Source organism: Streptococcus sp. 263_SSPC (assembly GCF_001071995.1).
GTDB lineage: Bacteria > Bacillota > Bacilli > Lactobacillales > Aerococcaceae > Granulicatella.
This window is the reverse complement of the sequence record NZ_JVNU01000029.1, coordinates 59,605-78,535: the sequence shown is the minus strand read 5'-3', so window position 1 is coordinate 78,535 and position 18,931 is coordinate 59,605. Positions and strand designations below refer to the sequence as shown.

Here is an 18,931-nt window from a genome sequence, read left to right as displayed (position 1 = left end):
TGTAGCCAGTGATTTCTTGAAAAAAACAGCGTGGTACTATACTATTAGAAGGTAGAAATTCAAAGAGCAAGGAGCTTATTATGAAACAAAAATTCGGAATTATTTTAGCTGCGGGTAAAGGAACTCGTATGAAATCTTCCCTTTACAAAGTAATGCATCCCGTTTGCGGCAAACCAATGGTAGAGCACGTTGTAGACCAAGTTGAAAAAACTGGAGCTACTGAAATCGTAGCGATTGTTGGACATGGTGCAGAAATGGTACAAAACCATCTTGGAGACCGTGTTTCTTATGCCGTTCAAGCTGAACAATTAGGAACAGGACATGCGGTGTTACAAGCAGAATCTCTTCTAAAAGGAAAAGAAGGAACTACGATTGTAATCTGTGGAGACACTCCATTATTAACAAGCGAAACTCTTTCTGCTTTAATGAAAGAACATGAACGTACAGGCGCGAAAGCAACGATCCTTACAGCGATTGCCCAAGATCCAACTGGATACGGCCGTGTGATTCGCGATACGGACGGTTCTGTTCTTAAAAACGTGGAACAAAAAGACGCAACTCCTGAAGAACAACAAGTCAAAGAAATCAACACGGGTACTTACTGCTTCGATAATGTTGCTCTTTTCAGCGCGTTACACGAAGTTGGTAACGACAACGCTCAAGGCGAGTACTACTTACCAGACGTATTAGAAATCTTGAAGAAACGAGGAGAAGTGGTTTCTGCTTACCCAATGAAAGATTTCGACGAAGGAATGGGCGTGAACGACCGTGTGGCTCTTTCTAAAGCTGAGAAATACATGCGTCTTCGTATCAACGAAGAACATATGCGCAACGGGGTTACTTTAATCGACCCAGAGGCAACGTATATCGAATCAACTGTTCAAATCGGGGCAGACACTGTGATTGAACCTGGTGTTGTCTTAAAAGGCAAAACAGTCATCGGTTCAAACTGCTTCATCGGAGCACACAGCGTGGTTCGTGATAGCGTGTTAGAAGACGGCGTTCGTCTTGTAGCAGCAAACATCGAAGAATCTCATATGAAACTCGACAGCAATGCAGGTCCATTTGCACACTTACGTCCAAATTCTGTATTAGGCGAACGCGTTCATGTGGGGAACTTTGTAGAAGTGAAGAACTCAACGCTTGGTGCTGATACGAAAGTAGGCCACTTAACATACATCGGGGATGCCGACCTTGGCGAAGATATTAACGTTGGTTGTGGAACTGTGTTTGTAAACTACGATGGTAAAAATAAATATCGTGCGACAATTGGTAGCCATGTATTTATCGGATGTAATGCCAATATCGTTGCGCCAGTTACAGTGGGCGATGATGTATTTATCGCTGCAGGTTCAACGATTACCGAAGATGTTCCAGCTGGAGCACTTGCGATTGCACGTAGTCGTCAAGTAAATAAAGAAGATTATGCTTCAAAATTACCATCTGCTCAAAAAGACTAAAAATTTTTCCCAAAAATTTTTAGCAAAAATATTCAAAATTTAAACAAAACACGGTATGATAGTACTATAAAATAAACTTCGGGGGTTATCATTGTGGAACATTATTCCGATCCTAATTTAAAAATATTCGCATTAAGCTCAAATCGTCCTTTAGCGGCAAAGATTGCTGAAGAAGTCGGTTTAGAACTTGGTAAAGTTTCTGTCACTCAATTCAGCGATGGCGAAATCAAAATCAATATCGATGAAAGTGTACGTGGCTGCCATGTGTATATCGTTCAATCAACTTCTTATCCAGTAAATGATAACTTAATGGAGTTATTAATCATGGTAGATGCATTACGCCGTGCGAGTGCAAAAACAATTAACATTGTTATTCCTTACTATGGATACGCTCGTCAAGACCGTAAAGCACAATCTCGTGAACCCATCACAGCAAAATTAGTTGCCAACATGATTACTCAAGCAGGTGCAGACCGTGTGTTAACACTTGATTTACACGCTGCGCAAATTCAAGGGTTCTTCGACATTCCAGTGGACCACTTATTAGGAGCTCCACTTCTTGCGAACCACTTTTTAGAAAACAACTTCAAAGATAAAGATATCGTTGTTGTATCTCCTGACCACGGTGGGGTAACTCGTGCTCGTAAAATGGCTGAGTTCTTACATGCACCAATCGCGATTGTTGATAAACGTCGTCCGAAAGCGAACGTGGCAGAAGTCATGAATATCATCGGTGAAGTAAAAGGGAAAGTTGCCGTATTAATCGATGACATGATTGATACAGCTGGAACAATCACACTTGCTGCACAAGCGATTAAAGATGCAGGTGCTCTTGAAGTGTATGCTTGCTGTACACACGCCGTATTATCTGGCCCAGCATTAGAACGTATCAACAATTCAGTGATTAAAGAAGTAGTTGTAACAGACTCAATCGAAGTTCCTGAAGAAAAAACAGGTGGTAAGATTGTCCAAATCAGCGTAGACCAATTAATGGCGGAAGCAATTCGTCGTATTCACGAAAACCGCTCAGTGAGTCCGTTGTTTATCGAGAAATTTACTATTTTAGATTAATAAAGAATTGTTAAAATAAATGAGCCGAGGCTATAGTCTCGGCTCATTTTTGTTTATACTGAATCTAACATAAAGGAGGTTCGTATGGAACGAAAAGTGTCAAACAAAGCAGGGTGGTTTACCCTTATCTCATTTATCTGTTTAGTGGTTACGATGGCGACCTTCCAAGAGATGGATCCATCTGTAAAAACTATTGAAAATATGGACGAAATCGGTGCAGCCGTTTTACTGATCTTTTCATTGATGACCATTGGCGGGGGCTTCTGGATGGGGATTAATTATTGGCGTAAAACGTGTCAGGAACTTGTGAAGTTGCAATATACATCGGCTACTCCTGAAACGATTGAAGACTATTACAGAGCAAACGCAAAGGCTGTTCGGAAGGTCGGGGTTTCTGCCATTATATTGGCGCTCATGATTGGAGTGTTCTCGAATTTTAATAGCATCTTTGAAGTGATTGGCTCGGTGGTGTTCCTATTTGGAATTTGCATTTGCTTATTATCGCTTGCTCCAAAATCGCTGGCCAAACAAATTCAGAAACAAAATATTAGATAGTTTTGGAGGTTTTCAATGAAACTAGAGAAAGCAAAAAGTATTGCAGAAGTCTTGATGTGGCTTGGGTTAGTGCCGCAATGGATTTTCATGACCAGCCGTGGCGTCCCAGGAGGACTGTTGATTGCCATCTTCATCATGCCGATTCTCATGATCATGACATTTATCAGTTTCATGATGTACGTTTTCATTGCATTAGAAGAAAAATCGTTCAAAAACAATTGGTGGCAACTACTGCTCACAGGCACTTGGGTCACCTTTTTGTTATTGGTCTTCACTGGAGTAATTAGATTGGGATAAAAAGGTTTAGAAGGAAGAGGTTAGTGGAAGAACGACGTTTTGAAAAACAACCAGGTTTAGTAAAAATGGATAAGGTTGCACGGTCTTGATGTGGATTTCGTGGACCCTAGTTTTCTTTACGATGTTAGCAATGGTGTACTCTTTTTCACCAGATGGTCGAATGCTCCTTTTCATGCTGTATATTCTCGCAGCGGCAGCAGTGGGGTTTATTCTTAGCTTTTCGTTATTTAGTTGGATTTCGTTTCAACTAAAAACAGTGAACGCAACGGGATGGCAGTTACTCTTAACGGGTGGATTCCTCATTACGTACTTGCTGCTTTCGATGAGACTCTTTTATTAAGGGGAATCAAATGCAAGATGGCGCGGGTTATGGTACAATAATCCGGCAAGAAATAAGTGAACTTAGCGCACGAGTCGCACTCACTATTGGTGATGCAGCTCGTGCTTTTCGATTGAGTTAGAAAAAGTCGTTCACTTGATAGACGATTCAAAGATTGAAAAAGGAGATTAAGATGAGTTTCAAAATTGGAGATATTCAAATTGACAATAGCGTAGTTGTGGCCCCGATGGCTGGGATTTCGAACTCTGCTTTCCGTGTCACTGTAAAAGAATTCGGTGCTGGTTTAGTTGTGTGCGAAATGATCAGCGACAAAGGGATTCAATTCCGTAATGAGAAAACATTAAGCATGCTTCATATCGAGCCAAACGAGTATCCACTCAGCGTTCAAATCATGGGTGGTAACAAAGATACTTTAGTTGAAGCGGCCAAATACGTAGCTGAGAATACAGAAGCGGCGATTATTGATATCAACATGGGATGCCCTGTAAACAAAGTCATTAAGGCAGAAGCCGGAGCGAAATGGTTACTCGACCCAAATAAAGTATACGAAATGGTTGCGGCAGTAGTAGACGCAGTCGATAAACCTGTAACCGTGAAGATGCGTACAGGATGGGACCACGAGCATTTATATGCGGTCGAGAATGCCCTTGCTGCAGAACGTGCGGGTGCTAGTGCCGTTGTGATTCATGGCCGTACTCGTGTTCAAATGTATGACGGAAAAGCCGACTGGGAAATCCTTGGTGAAGTGAAGAAGAACTTAACGCGCATTCCTTTAATCGGAAACGGGGACGTTCGTAGCCCAGAAGATGCTAAACGCATGATTGATATTGCAGGCGTGGATGGCGTTATGATTGGACGTGCAGCCTTAGCGAACCCTTGGATGATTCGTCAAACGGTTCATTATTTAGAAACAGGAGAATTGCTTCCTGAAAATACCGTTCCAGAGAAAATCGAAATTGCAAAATTACACTTACAACGACTTGCAAACCTTAAAGGCGAAGCAGTCGCAACGAAAGAATTCCGTAAGCTTGCAGGCTATTACTTAAAAGGAGTGCCACGTGCTTCTAAGACAAAAGTAGCCATCAACGAAGCTGAGAATTTACAAACTGTAGAAGCGTTATTAGACCAATTCGTGGTAGAACATTTAGAACGTGAAGAACGTCAAAAACAACGCTTGGCAGAAATTTAAGCAAAAAGTCTTGAAATACTTTCAATAAAGCCTCTTCTTTTGGTACAATAAGGAGAGTTATGAAGAACAAGCAGCGTTCAAAGGAGGAACAAACGTGTCTTTCGAAGTAGAAACACAAGAAACATTAAATGACCAATTACAAGTTCGTCGTGAAAAAATGAGTCAATTACGCGAAAAAGGAATCGATCCTTTCGGTACTGGCTTCAAACAAAAAAATACAACTGAAGAAATCCACAAACAATTTGAAGGAGCTACAAAGGAATCACTTGCTGAGCAAGAGCCTGTAACCGTTCAAATTGCTGGACGGTTGATGACAAAACGTGGAAAAGGAAAAGCTGGTTTTGCCCACATCCAAGACGGCAAAGGCCAAATCCAAATTTACGTACGTAAAGATGCTGTTGGAGATGATGCGTACGAAGTCTTCACAAAAGCAGACTTAGGAGACATCGTTGGTGTTGTAGGGACTGTCATGGTCACAAACACTGGTGAGTTATCTGTTAAAGCAGAACAATTCGTTCATTTAACAAAAGCGCTTCGTCCACTTCCTGATAAATATCACGGATTAACAAACGTAGAACAACAATACCGTCAACGTTACTTAGACTTAATCAGTAACCGCGAAAGCTTTGACCGTTTCGTTACACGTAGTAAAATCATCCGTGAAATCCGTCGTTACTTAGACGAACGTGATTACTTAGAAGTTGAAACTCCAGTACTACACACATTAGCGGGTGGGGCAAATGCTCGTCCATTTATTACACACCACAATGCGTTAGATATGGAATTATACATGCGTATCGCTACTGAATTACACTTGAAACGTTTAGTAGTAGGTGGTATGGAACGCGTATACGAAATCGGACGTGTTTTCCGTAACGAAGGTATCGATACAACTCACAACCCAGAATTTACTTCAATCGAAATCTATACAGCTTACACAGACTACAAAGATGTAATGGATTTAACAGAAGGAATCATCTCAGACGTTGCCAAGAGAGTATTAGGTACAACATTAGTTCCTTATGGCGAACATGAAGTGGAATTAAAAGCTCCATGGAAGAGAATTCATATGGTAGATGCGATTAAAGAAGTAACAGGTGTTGACTTCTGGCCGCATATGACAGACGAAGAAGCACGCGCAATTGCGAAAGAAAAAGGCGTGAAAGTCGAAGATTCAATGACATTCGGACATGTCGTGAACGAATTCTTCGAAACATTCGTTGAAGAAACATTAATCCAACCAACATTCATCTACGGACATCCAGTGGAAGTATCTCCATTAGCTCGTAAAAATGATGAAGACCCACGCTTCACAGATCGTTTCGAATGCTTCATCTGTACAAAAGAATACGGAAATGGCTTCACTGAGTTGACTGACCCAATCGATCAACGTGAACGTTTCATGAAACAAGTAGAAGAAAAATCTGCTGGGAACGACGAAGCACATCCGCATGATGAAGACTTCATCCAAGCGTTGGAATATGGTTTATCTCCAACGGGTGGGGTAGGTATCGGAATTGACCGTTTAGTTATGTTACTAACAAACAGCCAATCAATCCGTAACGTCCTATTATTCCCAACAATGAAAAACTTAGACTAATATTGAATTTAGTGCCCCGTTTAAGGTTTGTCTTAGACGGGGTGTTTTTTTGTTTAACCGCAATTACCAAATATGGTAATTATCATATTTGATAATTATCATATATGATAATTTCGAAAAGTGATTCACGTAAACAGGACAGATTTAGAACACTAAAAGTAACAAATGTTCACAGGGTTGTAGTTGACTTTCCGTACATTTGAATATACTATGAGGGCAAGTTGGAAGAGAGAGCTTTTCCAGACTGAATGTTATAGACGAAAGAGACCTGCACGCGATTCGAGCATGGCTTGAATAGAGTGCTTTTTTACTAAAGGAGATCTAATGAAATATTTTAAGCAGTTTGGCTGGATTATGATTGTGACCTGTATTGGTGAAATCATGAAATATTACATCCCTCTTCCAATTCCAGCAAGCATCTATGGACTTGTCTTAATGATGGCTTTATTAATGACGGGTGTTGTTAAAATTGAAAAAGTGTATCAAGCAGGGACGTTTTTAATCGAGATTATGTCGTTAATGTTTATCCCGGCTGCCGTTGGAATTATCGAATCGTGGGATCAATTGCATCGTATTATTGTGCCAGTATCCATCATCACGATTATTACAACATTTGTAGTGATGATTGTTTCGGGAAAAGTAACGCAATACGTCCTCGAGAAAGGAGCCCAAGATGGTGAATCAACTCGTTCTTAATACAGCAACAATCGGGCTCGTGATTAGTATTATCGGTTTTGAAATTGGCGTATTTTTACGTGACCGATATAAATGGCCAATCTTCAATCCGCTACTTGTAGCGATTATTTTCGTCATTATCGTATTAAATGCCTTTAATATCGACTACGATAGCTATTATGCGAGTGCGGATAGCTTAAGCTATTTATTGACGCCAGCAACGGTTTGTTTAGCGATTCCGTTGTATCAACAAATCGAACAATTGAAAAAGCATAAAGGCGCCATCTTTGCAGGGATTACGGCAGGGGTGTTGACGAGTCTTTGCACGGTTTGGGTGTTATCATTGCTTTTCCAATTAACGCACGAAGAGTACGTAACTTTATTACCAAAATCGATTACAACTGCCATTGGAATGGGCTTGTCTCAAGAGTCCGGTGGATATGTGACGATTACCGTAGCGGTGATTATTCTTACAGGGGTTCTAGGAAATATGTTCTGTGAAATCATCTGTAAAGTAACAGGTATCACGCATCCAGTCGCAAAAGGAATCGCGATTGGGACATCTTCTCATGCGATTGGAACAGCGCGTGCGATGCAATTAGGAGAAGTCGAAGGCGCGATGAGTGGTTTATCCATTGTGATTTCAGGGATTATCACATTAGTAGGCGCACAAATTTTTGCAGGGTTTATTTAAGAAGTGGAGAAAAAGCAGAATTTCTGTTTTTTCTCCTTTTGTTTTGGCCTTTGTCATACAAATTTAATGGAATAGTATTCGAAAAATATATAGTATTTATGCGCATTTAGGGCTATGATGGACATGAACATACTTCATATAGAAAAGAGCGAGCGTTATGGAAAAACATTGGTGGCAAGAAGTCGTCGTTTATCAAATTTATCCACGGAGTTTTAAAGATTCGAACGGGGATGGAATTGGTGATTTAAGAGGGATTATTGAGAAGCTCGATTATTTACACACGCTTGGAATTGGAGCAATTTGGCTCTCTCCAGTATACAAGTCACCTAATGATGATAATGGTTATGATATTTCTGACTATGAAGACATCATGGACGAGTTCGGAACGATGGCGGATATGGAAGAATTGATTGCCAAAGCCGATAAACGCGGGATTAAAATTGTCATGGACCTTGTTGTGAACCATACGTCTGATGAACACCATTGGTTTATTGAGTCAAGAAAAGGAAAAGACAATCCGTACCGTGATTACTATGTGTGGGCAGATCCTGCAGAAGATGGCGGAGCACCTACAGATTTACAGTCAGTCTTTTTAGGTAGTGCATGGAAATACGATGAAGCAAGTGGTCAATATTTCTTGCATTTATTTAGTCAAAGACAACCTGATTTAAACTGGGAAAATGAAAAAGTGCGCCGTGAAGTGTATGACATGATGAATTTCTGGATTGACAAGGGTGTTGGCGGATTCCGTATGGACGTGATTGATTTAATCGGGAAAATTCCTTTAGAAGGGATTACGTCAAATGGGCCAAAATTGCATGAATACTTGCAAGAAATGAATAAAGCGACCTTCGGAGACAAAGATTTATTGACGGTTGGGGAAACATGGGGTGCGACGCCAGAAATCGCGAAGCTCTATTCAAACCCAGCACGCCATGAATTATCGATGGTCTTCCAGTTTGAACATTCGCTTTTAGATAATGAGCCAGGGAAAGAGAAGTGGGACCTTAAACCGCTCGATGTAAGTGAATTAAAGGCGGTTCTTTCAAAATGGCAAACGGAACTTGGGAACGAAGGGTGGAATTCACTATTCTGGAACAACCATGATCTACCAAGAATCGTGTCACGTTGGGGAAACGACAAGGAGTATCGTGTTCGCAGCGCTAAAGCCTTCGCCATTCTGCTTCATATGATGAAAGGGACTCCTTATATTTATCAAGGCGAAGAGCTTGGATTGACGAATACTCCGGTTTCTAGCATTGAGGAATTGGATGATATCGAGTCCATCAATATGTATCATGATCGTATCGCAAGAGGATTTAGCGTGGAGTCGATTATGGAGTCGCTTAACGCGAAGGGTAGAGACAATGCGCGTAGACCGATTCCGTGGACTGCCGAAGCAAATGGTGGATTTACAACAGGAACGCCATGGTTAGCGCTCAACCCGAACTACAAAGAGATCAACGTAGAGGCGGAACTCCAAAATCCAGACTCTGTATTCCATACGTATCGAAAACTCATTCAGCTTAGAAAAGACCATCGAATCGTGGTTTGGGGCGATTATGAGCTACTTGAGACTTCTTCTAATGTGTTCGCATATTATCGCACGCTTGGGGAAGAAAGATGGTTGACGGTCGTGAATTTATCTGATTTTGAGGGAGAAGTCTCTGTAGATGCCCGATTTAATAAGGTTTTGGTGGCAAATACAGAAAACGAGGTCACAGATTTACACGCTTACACGCTTTCTCCATGGCAAGCGTTCGTTGTGGAATTGTCTGGCAATTGAAAAAACTTTCATATATAATGTAAGTGCATAAAACTAAATGAAAAGAATTGTGTTTTTTTGTAAAAAGTTAATTTTTTACAAATTGCCCTATAGAGTATTGCAATTACAGTTATATTTGTGATATCATACTTTTTTCATTCTACAAATATGAAAAAAATATGGTATAATGGTCTGAATAAAAATAAAAGGAGAAAGGGGATGGACGATGAAAGCATTTTTAGCAAAATTACAAGAAGGTTTTAAATCATTAGGATTAGCGAGTCAATTGGGAATTACACTTGGCCTCTCTTTAGCGATGTTAGCAGGTGTTTACGGTATTTCACAAGCGATGAGTCCGATGCAAAAAGTCACTCAAGTCGTAGAAGTACAAACAAGTGCGCCAGCAAATTCGTCAACTCCTTCAAGTAGTACTGAAAAGAAAGCAGTCACCGAGAAAAAGCAAGAGACAACTCAAGCTCCAACAACTGAAACAGTAACCACAGAAAAACAAGTGGTAAGTGAAGAAGAAAAGAACACAAGGGACATTCAAGGAAATTTTGTGCAGGCAACTCCAAGCCAAGAACGCAGAAGAGAAGAGTCAGAAAATGGTTCTCAAACGAAGGAGGTAACTTCAACTCAAGCGCCTACGGTTACTTCAAATTCTGAAACAGGAGTAACACCACCGAAACGCTTGAAACCGTTAGGAAATACGGGAAAAGAGTTTGCGACATTAGACCAAGCTACAGCGTGGATGAAAGATCAGTTAGATCAATCAGCTAAAGATCAAGAAGCTGGAAAGCAAAATTGGGTTTACTCTGGAAGAGCGTTTGAGATTCCATGGAGTGACGGTTCTAAGACGGCAACTGTTGATTTAACGAAAATTGAGTTTTACACACCGAATCCCGCACCAACAGAGACAACTTCTGCTGAGACGATTGAACCACCTCAAACAGATTCTTTATAATAACGAGCACGTTGGTAGTCATACCAAAGTGCTTTTTTATTGTTCTAAGAATAGGCAACAAAAGGGGAATATGTTAGAATAAACTTATCTTATTAGAGGAGTGAATATAAGTGGAAAATAAAGGGCGTCGTATTTTAAGTGGGATTATCACAGTTGTGATTATTCTAGTGTATGCATTTTTACGTTTCCAACGTTATCAAGCAAGACATGAGCATCAAAAAGCGCAACAAGAACAAGTTAAAAATTCTCAAGTGGTGCAACAAGCGCTGCAAGATAACCAAAATAAATTAAACGAAGCAGCTGCTAAAATTAAACAAGCAGCGGATAGCGTTAAAGACAAAAAATCAACAACTGAATCAGAAGAGTTGAAGAATGCTGAGATGAATAAAGCTATCGAAGGTGGATATAGCGTTGTCAAAAAAAATGATAAATTCTATATTGTTAAAGATAATGATTTTTCAACTGCTACTGAATTAATAGGAGTTACAGAAGCGTTAGTAATTCCTACGAAAGATGAAACCAAGAATAAAGAATATAACTTACTAGTTTTGAAAAAAGATGGCGAGTATCGTATTGTAGATGAAACTAAAGGTGGGAAAGATATTTTAGTTCTAACAGGCGAAACAATCACTGAAAGTACAACATTTACAGTCAAAGACAAAACAGTGTATATCAATTAAAGGATATGAGAAAAGGCGTTCAGAAACGAATCACTGGAGATAAATAACGCAAGGGACAAGGAACGAGTCGTGCGGCTATTTGTCGAAGTGGACGTCGTTTCTGCCTTTTCGAGTTCAACTACAGGATGTGAGCAATCGCGTTCAGAAATGGAACGTTGGACTCGAACGCCGGAAGGAACGTGAAACGTTCTGCGGACGTTTGAGGAAACGCACGCCATTTCTGCGATTGTGAGCTCAACTACACAAGGATGTGAGCAAAAAGGACATCAGCAAATTTGCTGATGTCCTTTCTTTTATCTTTCGATATACTTATTTACTTCTGAGCCAGCATCGTCACAAATCTCATCTTAATGCGATTGCCGTTCTCGTCTGTTTTATGGAGTTGGCCAAAATCTTCATTATATTTATGCAATGTCCAGCCAGCGTAGTAGTCCTTCAATTCTCCGCTTGCAAATGTCTTAGGGAAGTTCACTGGGCATGGCGCGTCTTCTGTCGACATGGCCGCCACGATTAGGTTAAACCCGCCAGGTGCGGTATGTGATTGCATATTTTCAATCACATCTGGAATTGCATAGGGATCTAAGAACATCAAAACCACTGTTGAAATAATGACGTCATAGAGTCCTCCTGGAATATCTGCACTCTCGATGTTATACGGCTGAATATTAATATCAAGCCCTTCCGCTTCTGCGACCTGTGCTAATTTTGCGAGGCTCATTGAGTTGATGTCGAGCGAAGTCACATCGAATCCTTTTTTCGCCAAGTACAAGCTGTTTCTTCCTTCGCCACTTCCAAGGTCGAGCACCTTTCCTTTTGAAAACTTCGGTGTAGCCTCAATAACCTCTGAGTGCGTATGAGTGAGGTCGTATTTTTTAGCAAAATAATCTTCCAGCGTAGAATAAAAAGTCAGGTAACATTTCAAGTCGTCACTAGCTGGTGAAACGCGGTGCCATGCTTGAGGTTCGACGAATGGAATCTCAGACTCTTTGGTGAAGAGATGTTCCGCTAAAACATTCCCTTCTTCGTCTAGTTCATAAAAAGTAAGCGCGCCTTCTAAAATCGTGAGGTGTGCCCAAGTGCCCACTTTTGTATTATGCATTTTTTGGAATGCCTCTGGTAGGGTCGTCGCCGTCCAAGTCGGCATTATTTTATAAGGAATTAATTCGTGTTCCACAGGAAAGCTCCTTTCGAGGTTGTCATCCTCATTGTACAAGAAAATAAAAAGGTAGAGAAATATAAGCTATTATATAGTAGATTTCATTTTTGATATAACCATTAGTTATAACTAGTGATAAAAAAGTGTTAATTGACTAGAAGATGATTTGCTGGTATCCTATTAACATGTTTATAAGACACGTTGATGAGAAGAGTAAAAGTGGAACTTTTCAGTAGAGAGTCTCGGTTGGTGAGAAGAGACATTAGTGGAAGCTTTGAAGATGGCCTCGGAGTGTTAATCGTCGAATGATTAGACGATTACGGGTAAGCCCGATACAGCTTTCTGTTTTGATTGAAACAGGCTGAGATAGTGTTTGTGAGAATACTATAAACAAAGGTGGTAACACGAGAATTTGACTCGTCCTTTTGCTAACCCATGTTAGTGAGGGGGCGATTTTTGTTTGAACAAAAGAAAGGAGCACACATGATTAAATTAGAAAATATCGACGTGACCTTTACGCAAGGTAAGAAAGTCGTAAAAGCCGTTCGAAATGTTTCTGTCAATGTGGAAGACGGGGATATCTATGGAATTATCGGATATAGTGGTGCTGGTAAAAGTACGCTAGTTCGTACCATTAACTTACTTCAACGTCCTACTAGTGGAAATGTGGAAGTCAATGGCGTAGATTTATTGAAATTGAAACCAAATGAATTGCGTGACGCACGTAAGAAAATTGGGATGATTTTCCAACACTTCAACTTAATGAATACGTTAAGCGTCTTTGACAATGTGGCTTTCCCGCTGAAAAAAGCGAAGAAACCGCTAGTGGAAGAAGGAGAAACAGCTGTTGATCCAAACGCGGAACCAAAATTGGTGAAGTTAACGAAGAAAGAAATTAAAGAGAAAGTGGATTCTCTCTTACAATTGGTTGGTCTTGAAGATAAAGCAAACAGCTATCCAAGCCAACTATCTGGGGGACAAAAACAACGTGTGGCGATTGCCCGTGCGTTAGCCAACGACCCAGACGTATTGCTCTGTGACGAAGCGACAAGTGCGCTTGACCCTAAAACAACTTACTCAATCTTAGAGTTGTTGAAGAAGGTAAACGAGCAATTAGGAATTACGATTGTGATTATCACGCATGAGATGCAAGTCGTAAAAGAAATTTGTAATAAGGTGGCCGTAATGGAAGACGGTGAAGTGATTGAGCAAGGAACAGTGCTTGATATCTTTACAAACCCACAACGCAACTTAACAAAAGACTTCATTGACACAGCAACTCATATCAACCAAGGAATTGAAACAGTTCTCTCACACGAACAGTTATTGAATCTGAAAGATGGAGATTACTTAGTGAAAATTTCATTCGTCGGTGCTTCAACAGGGGAACCGTTGATTACGAAATTATCGACTCAATTCCAAGTGGCAGCGAATATCTTATTCGCCAACGTGGAAATCATCCAAGAAACTCCAGTAGGAACATTATTGGTTGGTTTATCAGGCGAACAAGAAAGCATCGAAAATGCACTTTCTTACATTAAAGGACAAGGCGTTTCAGTAGAAGTCTTAGAAGAAAAGGGAGGTGCCTAAGATGAATTTATTAGCCTATATCGATTTTAAAACTTGGTTTCCAAACATCGACGCAAAAGTATGGGCGGAAATTCAAAAAGCAACAATTGATACATTAATCATGGTTGGATTAACAGGTTTAATCGCTGGTATCTTAGGAATCGCTTTAGGTGTGACACTGGTTGTTACGCGTGAAGGAAACATCCTTGAAAACAAAGGATTGTACTTGGTACTTGATAAAGTGGTGAACTTATTCCGTTCGATTCCATTTATCATCCTTGCCATGTTACTGATTCCAGTAACTCGTGCAATTGTAGGAACAACCATTGGTATTCCAGGAGCGATCGTTCCGCTAGTATTCGCAACCGTTCCATTCTACTCTCGTCAAGTGCAATTAGCGTTGACCGAAGTAGATAAAGGGGTTATCGAAGCGAGTGAAGCAATGGGATGTACACCGCTAGAAATTATCTTCCGCGTGTACTTAAAAGAAGGCTTGCCAAGCTTAATCCGTGCAAGCTCACTAACAATTATCAGCTTAATTGGTTTAACAACCATGGCCGGAGCGTTTGGTGCCGGCGGTATCGGTAACGTAGCCATCTCACGAGGTTATAACCGATTCCAAGGAGACGTTATCGTGGTAGCCACAATTATCATGTTAATCATCGTCTTCATCTGCCAAGCAATCGGTGACTATTTAGAGAAAAAAGCCACTAAATAAAAACCAGGATACGAGGGCGAACGCTCAGGACTGAATCACTGGACCGAAACGACGGAAGGAACGTGAAACGTTCTGCGTACGTTTCGGGAAGTGGATGTCAGTCCTGTGAGCCCGAGTTCAACTACACTGAATTCGAGCCCAACAGCCCGCGTTCAACTAACCAGGATGCGACCAATCTCATCCAAAAACAAAAAACAAACCAAAACAAAAAGGGGAAAACAAAATGAACATTAAAAAATTATTCGTAGCTGCAGCGGCAGCATTAACATTAGCGGCATGTGGAGCTGCACAAACATCAAACTCTGGAAGCTCAGCTTCATCAGAAGCAAAACAAGAAAACAAACACGTTAAAATCGGGGTTAACGCTGGTAACCACGAAGTTTGGGACGATGTTATTGCTCGCTTGAAAGAAAAAGAAGGTATTGAAGTTGAATTAGTAGAATTCACTGACTACGTACAACCTAACCAAGCGTTAGAAAATGGCGACGTTGATTTGAACTCATTCCAAACAATTATTTACCTAGAACGTTTCAACAAAGAACAAGGAACACACATCAAACCAATCGGCTACACAGTTATTGCTCCAATGGGTGTTTACTCTAAGAAAATCAAAAACGTAAGTGAATTAAAAGATGGCGATACAATCGCTATTCCTGAAGATACTTCAAACAACTCACGTGCATTACGTTTACTACACGCAGCTGGCGTAATCAAATTAAAAGATCCTAACAACACTTTAGCAACTAAAGATGATATCGTTGAAAATCCTAAAAACATCCAAATCAAAGAATTACCTGCTGGACAAACAGCTCGTGCTTTAGATGATGTTGCTGCTTCATTAATCAACAACGGTTTCGCTGTTGAAGCTGGATTCCAACCAACAAAAGATGCTATCTTCATCGAACAAATTACTGATTCTTCACAACCTTACTACAACGTAATCGCTGCTAAAGAAGGTAACGAAAACAACGAAGTTTACAAAAAAATCGTAGAATACTACCAATCACCAGAAACAGCTAAGAAAATCGAAGAAGTTTCAAAAGGTGCTAACGTACCAGTTTGGGAAAAAGCTAAATTAAACAACTAGGATGCGAGATATCGCGTTCAGAAATCGAACACTGGAAAATCCTTCACAGTGCGAAGGATTTGAAACAAAAGAGAAGGAACGTGAAACGTTCTGCGTACGTTTCGGGAAGTGAACGTGATTTCTGCGATGGCGAGCTCGACTACTAGGCTGTGAGCCCGAGTTCGACTACTAGTTGAGAGAAAAAGCAAAATGTAACTTATATGTTACATTTAGAAAAAACAAAACCTTAAGAGGCGTGCCTAGCATGCCTCTTTATTCAATGAAAGAAGGCAAAGACGATGAGTGAAATTAAACAAAAAGCACAAGCGTTAGAAGAATATCTTGTCGCAACAAGAAGACATTTCCATGAAAATCCAGAATCAAGCTTAAAAGAGTATGAAACTGCAGCCTACATTCAAAAAGAATTAACATCATTTGGAATCCCATTTGAAAAGGTGGGGGAAACAGGTACTTTAGCCATTATTAAAGGTGGTAAAGGAGAAGGAAAGAAAGTTTTACTTCGAGCTGACATCGATGCGCTCGAACTTCCTGACTGCACTGGTAAACCTTATGCGTCTAAACGTCCAGGATTAAACCATGCTTGTGGACATGATGCGCATACGACAATGGGGCTAGGAACGGCTAGAGTCTTGAATGAATTGAAAGATTCATTTGCAGGGACCGTCTTAATCGCGTTCCAACCTGCAGAAGAAATCGGTGCGGGAGCGAAGCAATTTGTCGCTTCTGGAAAAATCGATAATATCGATGAATCCTTTGCAATTCACGTAAATTCAGGACTACCCGTTGGATCGTTTGCGGTTGAAGGTGGACCAGTGAATGCTTCATGTGATATTTTTAAAATCAAAATCACAGGAAAGAGCGCGCACGTTGGACGTCCTCATTTAGGACATGACGCGCTAGTAACAGCCAGTGAAGTTGTCGTTGCATTGCAAACCATCGTCGCACGCGAAGTGAATCCAATCGACCGTGCTGTTGTCGGAGTTGGTAAATTAAATGCGGGAACTCGTTACAATATCGTTGCCAACGATGCTGAAATCGAAGGAACGATTCGTGCATTCAGTCATGAAACGCGTGCGCACTTGAAAGAAGCTGTCACACGTATCGCAAAAGGTATTGCTGAACTGAACCGTTGCGATTTTGAAATTGATTGGTATGATGCGGCTGCTCCAGTGATTAATACTCCAGAGCTAGCAGAAGAATTCCAAAAAGTAGTTTCGAAAGTAGAAGGAATCGACAACTTAATTACAAAATACGAATCATCTATGGGTGCTGATGATTTTGCGGATTACTTAGTGAATAAACCGGGTGTTTATGGATTGCTAGGTAGCCAATCTGGCGAAGACACAGCTTATGGACATCACCATGAAAAATTCGATATTGATGAACGAGTATTAGCATTAGGCGTTGAAATCGAAGTGAAGTATTTCTTAAGCAGACTTGCATAGAAAGTTAGAGAAGAAGGTCGAAAGGGTTTTCGACCCTCTTTTTTACTTAAAAACGTTAAAAAAAATTAATATTTGTGGAAATGTCATAGGCAAGAAAGAAGCCATATGCTATAATTCTTTTGTGTCTGAAAATAGAACAGTTGTTTTTCAGAAAGAGAATGTGTAAGTTGATTTAGGAGGATAAAATGATTCCATTATTAGAACGATTAGCGGAAAATTGTGCAGAAGATAAAGTAGTATACAAACATGACTTGATGTTGGAAGAAGAATTGACCGCTAGCCTTGTCTGGGAGTACTCAGATAAGCTAGCGGCATACTTAAATGAAACGTATAAAGGAAATAAATCTCCAATCGTAGTCTATGGACATAAACATCCATTTATGTTGGTGTACTTCTTGGCTTGTGTAAAATCAGGTCATGCCTATTGCCCGGTTGATGTAAATACACCAATCGACCGCGTTGAAGATATCATTGCGACAGTAAAGAGTCCCGTTGTGCTCGTAAGTGAAGAAATTTCACTAGATGTACCAACGTTGACGGTTTCTGAAGCAAAAGAAGTGATTGCTTCTACGACGGAACGTATTTCAAAAGACCATTATGTTCAAGGTGAAGATGTTTTCTATATTATCTTTACTTCAGGAAGTACAGGAAAGCCGAAAGGAGTTTCGATTACTTACAATAACTTGAACCACTTTTTAGATTGGTATACAGGTTATTACAGAGAGAAAGGACCACAAGTGTTTCTTGGACATCCACCGTTCTCATTTGATTTATCAGTAATGTCACTTTGGCCAGCGCTTTATATGCATGCGCCACTTGTTCAAATTGATAAAGAACACTTGCAAGATTTCAAAGTGTTATTTAAAACATTAGAAGAATCAAAAGCGACTGTATGGATTTCAACGCCATCATTTGCGGAAATGTGCTTAGTGGATCCAAGTTTTAACCAAGAATTGCTCCCTGAATTAGAGCAATTTGTGTTCTGTGGGGAGAAGTTATTTAGCGCCACTGTTGAAAAATTAATGGAACGGTTCCCGCGTGCGGAAGTGGTGAACACGTATGGTCCAACGGAATCAACCGTTATGGTAACATGGATGCCATTAACAAGAGAATTATTAGAGAAGTATCCAGATAATCTACCAGTAGGTGTGATTAAGCCTGGAACAACCGTGTTAATTGATGGCCCAGAAAGCGGAGAAATCATCATTTACGGAAATACAGTCGCAAAAGGTTATTATGAAAACCCTGAAATGAATGCGAAACATTTCTTTGAAGTGGATGGTGAGCGTGCGTACCGTACGGGAGATGTGGGACATTTCGAAGGAGATTTATTATTCTGCGAAGGACGAATCGATTTCCAAATCAAATTACATGGTCACCGTATCGAGTTGGAAGATATCGATAATAACTTATTAAAGAATCCGAAAATTCGTCAAGCTGCAACTGTTCCAGTACTAATGGATGGAAAAGTAAAATCCATTACGTCATTTGTCGTGTATAATGAACCGATCGAAAAACGTTTTGAAACAGTTAAACTCGTGAAAAAAGAATTGGCGCAACATGTGCCGGAATATATGATTCCAAAGAAAGTCGTCTTCTTAGACGAAATGCCATTAAATAACAATGGTAAAATTGATAAAAAACAATTGAAGGAGCTTGTGTAGTC

The 18,931-nt window shown here is 40.3% G+C and carries 17 protein-coding genes and 1 other annotated feature; of the genes, 16 read left to right on the top strand and 1 reads right to left on the bottom strand.

What is annotated here, in order from left to right; all coding sequences use genetic code 11:
- Window positions 1-80: 80 nt before the first annotated feature.
- The 11 genes from glmU to ADH02_RS04425 all read left to right on the top strand — a co-directional run bounded on the left by glmU (window position 81) and on the right by ADH02_RS04425 (window position 11,290).
- Window positions 81-1,460, top strand: coding sequence for a bifunctional UDP-N-acetylglucosamine diphosphorylase/glucosamine-1-phosphate N-acetyltransferase GlmU (glmU, locus tag ADH02_RS04475; RefSeq protein WP_048782877.1), 1,380 nt, complete (start codon window positions 81-83; stop codon window positions 1,458-1,460).
- Window positions 1,461-1,550: 90 nt separating this feature from the next.
- Window positions 1,551-2,531: a ribose-phosphate diphosphokinase gene (locus tag ADH02_RS04470; protein ID WP_048782875.1), complete on the top strand. Its 981-nt coding sequence runs from the start codon at window positions 1,551-1,553 to the stop codon at window positions 2,529-2,531.
- 84 nt (window positions 2,532-2,615) lie between these two features.
- Entirely contained in the window at window positions 2,616-3,086 is a 471-nt protein-coding gene (locus ADH02_RS04465; RefSeq protein WP_048782873.1) for a hypothetical protein, read from the top strand.
- A 15-nt stretch (window positions 3,087-3,101) separates the two neighbouring features.
- Window positions 3,102-3,383 carry a hypothetical protein gene (locus ADH02_RS04460; protein ID WP_048782871.1) on the top strand — a complete coding sequence of 94 codons (282 nt, stop codon included), beginning with the start codon at window positions 3,102-3,104 and terminating at the stop codon, window positions 3,381-3,383.
- Between the two features lie 512 nt (window positions 3,384-3,895).
- Window positions 3,896-4,912, top strand: coding sequence for a tRNA dihydrouridine synthase DusB (gene dusB, locus ADH02_RS04455; protein WP_048782869.1), 1,017 nt, complete (start codon window positions 3,896-3,898; stop codon window positions 4,910-4,912).
- A 94-nt stretch (window positions 4,913-5,006) separates the two neighbouring features.
- On the top strand, window positions 5,007-6,512 hold the full coding sequence (lysS, locus tag ADH02_RS04450) for a lysine--tRNA ligase (RefSeq protein ID WP_048782868.1): 1,506 nt from the start codon (window positions 5,007-5,009) through the stop codon (window positions 6,510-6,512).
- A 324-nt stretch (window positions 6,513-6,836) separates the two neighbouring features.
- Window positions 6,837-7,208 carry a CidA/LrgA family protein gene (locus ADH02_RS04445; RefSeq protein ID WP_048782867.1) on the top strand — a complete coding sequence of 124 codons (372 nt, stop codon included), beginning with the start codon at window positions 6,837-6,839 and terminating at the stop codon, window positions 7,206-7,208.
- Window positions 7,186-7,881, top strand: a complete 696-nt coding sequence (locus ADH02_RS04440; RefSeq protein ID WP_239681737.1) for an LrgB family protein — start codon at window positions 7,186-7,188, stop codon at window positions 7,879-7,881. Before ADH02_RS04445 ends, ADH02_RS04440 begins: the two co-directional genes overlap by 23 nt.
- Before the next feature lie 157 nt (window positions 7,882-8,038).
- Window positions 8,039-9,667: a glycoside hydrolase family 13 protein gene (locus ADH02_RS04435; protein ID WP_048782866.1), complete on the top strand. Its 1,629-nt coding sequence runs from the start codon at window positions 8,039-8,041 to the stop codon at window positions 9,665-9,667.
- 205 nt (window positions 9,668-9,872) lie between these two features.
- Entirely contained in the window at window positions 9,873-10,610 is a 738-nt protein-coding gene (locus tag ADH02_RS04430; protein WP_048782865.1) for a hypothetical protein, read from the top strand.
- A 110-nt stretch (window positions 10,611-10,720) separates the two neighbouring features.
- Complete coding sequence (locus ADH02_RS04425) at window positions 10,721-11,290, top strand: hypothetical protein (protein ID WP_048782864.1); 570 nt, start codon at window positions 10,721-10,723, stop codon at window positions 11,288-11,290.
- A gap of 313 nt (window positions 11,291-11,603) precedes the next feature.
- Here the strand turns inward: ADH02_RS04425 and tehB are convergent, their stop codons facing one another.
- Complete coding sequence (tehB, locus tag ADH02_RS04420) at window positions 11,604-12,434, bottom strand: SAM-dependent methyltransferase TehB (RefSeq protein ID WP_239681739.1); 831 nt, start codon at window positions 12,432-12,434, stop codon at window positions 11,604-11,606.
- Window positions 12,435-12,638: 204 nt separating this feature from the next.
- Window positions 12,639-12,874, top strand: a binding site (T-box leader).
- 55 nt (window positions 12,875-12,929) lie between these two features.
- On the opposite strand from tehB, the gene ADH02_RS04415 reads away from it, so the two are divergent.
- The 5 genes from ADH02_RS04415 to dltA all read left to right on the top strand — a co-directional run bounded on the left by ADH02_RS04415 (window position 12,930) and on the right by dltA (window position 18,929).
- Window positions 12,930-14,036: a methionine ABC transporter ATP-binding protein gene (locus ADH02_RS04415; protein WP_048782902.1), complete on the top strand. Its 1,107-nt coding sequence runs from the start codon at window positions 12,930-12,932 to the stop codon at window positions 14,034-14,036.
- A gap of 1 nt (window position 14,037) precedes the next feature.
- On the top strand, window positions 14,038-14,733 hold the full coding sequence (locus tag ADH02_RS04410) for a methionine ABC transporter permease (protein ID WP_048782860.1): 696 nt from the start codon (window positions 14,038-14,040) through the stop codon (window positions 14,731-14,733).
- 223 nt (window positions 14,734-14,956) lie between these two features.
- Window positions 14,957-15,820, top strand: a complete 864-nt coding sequence (locus ADH02_RS04405; protein ID WP_048782858.1) for a MetQ/NlpA family ABC transporter substrate-binding protein — start codon at window positions 14,957-14,959, stop codon at window positions 15,818-15,820.
- A gap of 278 nt (window positions 15,821-16,098) precedes the next feature.
- Window positions 16,099-17,265, top strand: a complete 1,167-nt coding sequence (locus ADH02_RS04400; protein ID WP_048782856.1) for a M20 metallopeptidase family protein — start codon at window positions 16,099-16,101, stop codon at window positions 17,263-17,265.
- Between the two features lie 185 nt (window positions 17,266-17,450).
- A complete protein-coding gene (gene dltA / locus ADH02_RS04395; protein WP_048782854.1) occupies window positions 17,451-18,929 on the top strand; it encodes a D-alanine--poly(phosphoribitol) ligase subunit DltA in 1,479 nt (492 codons plus the stop codon).
- The last annotated feature ends 2 nt before the right edge of the window (window positions 18,930-18,931 follow it).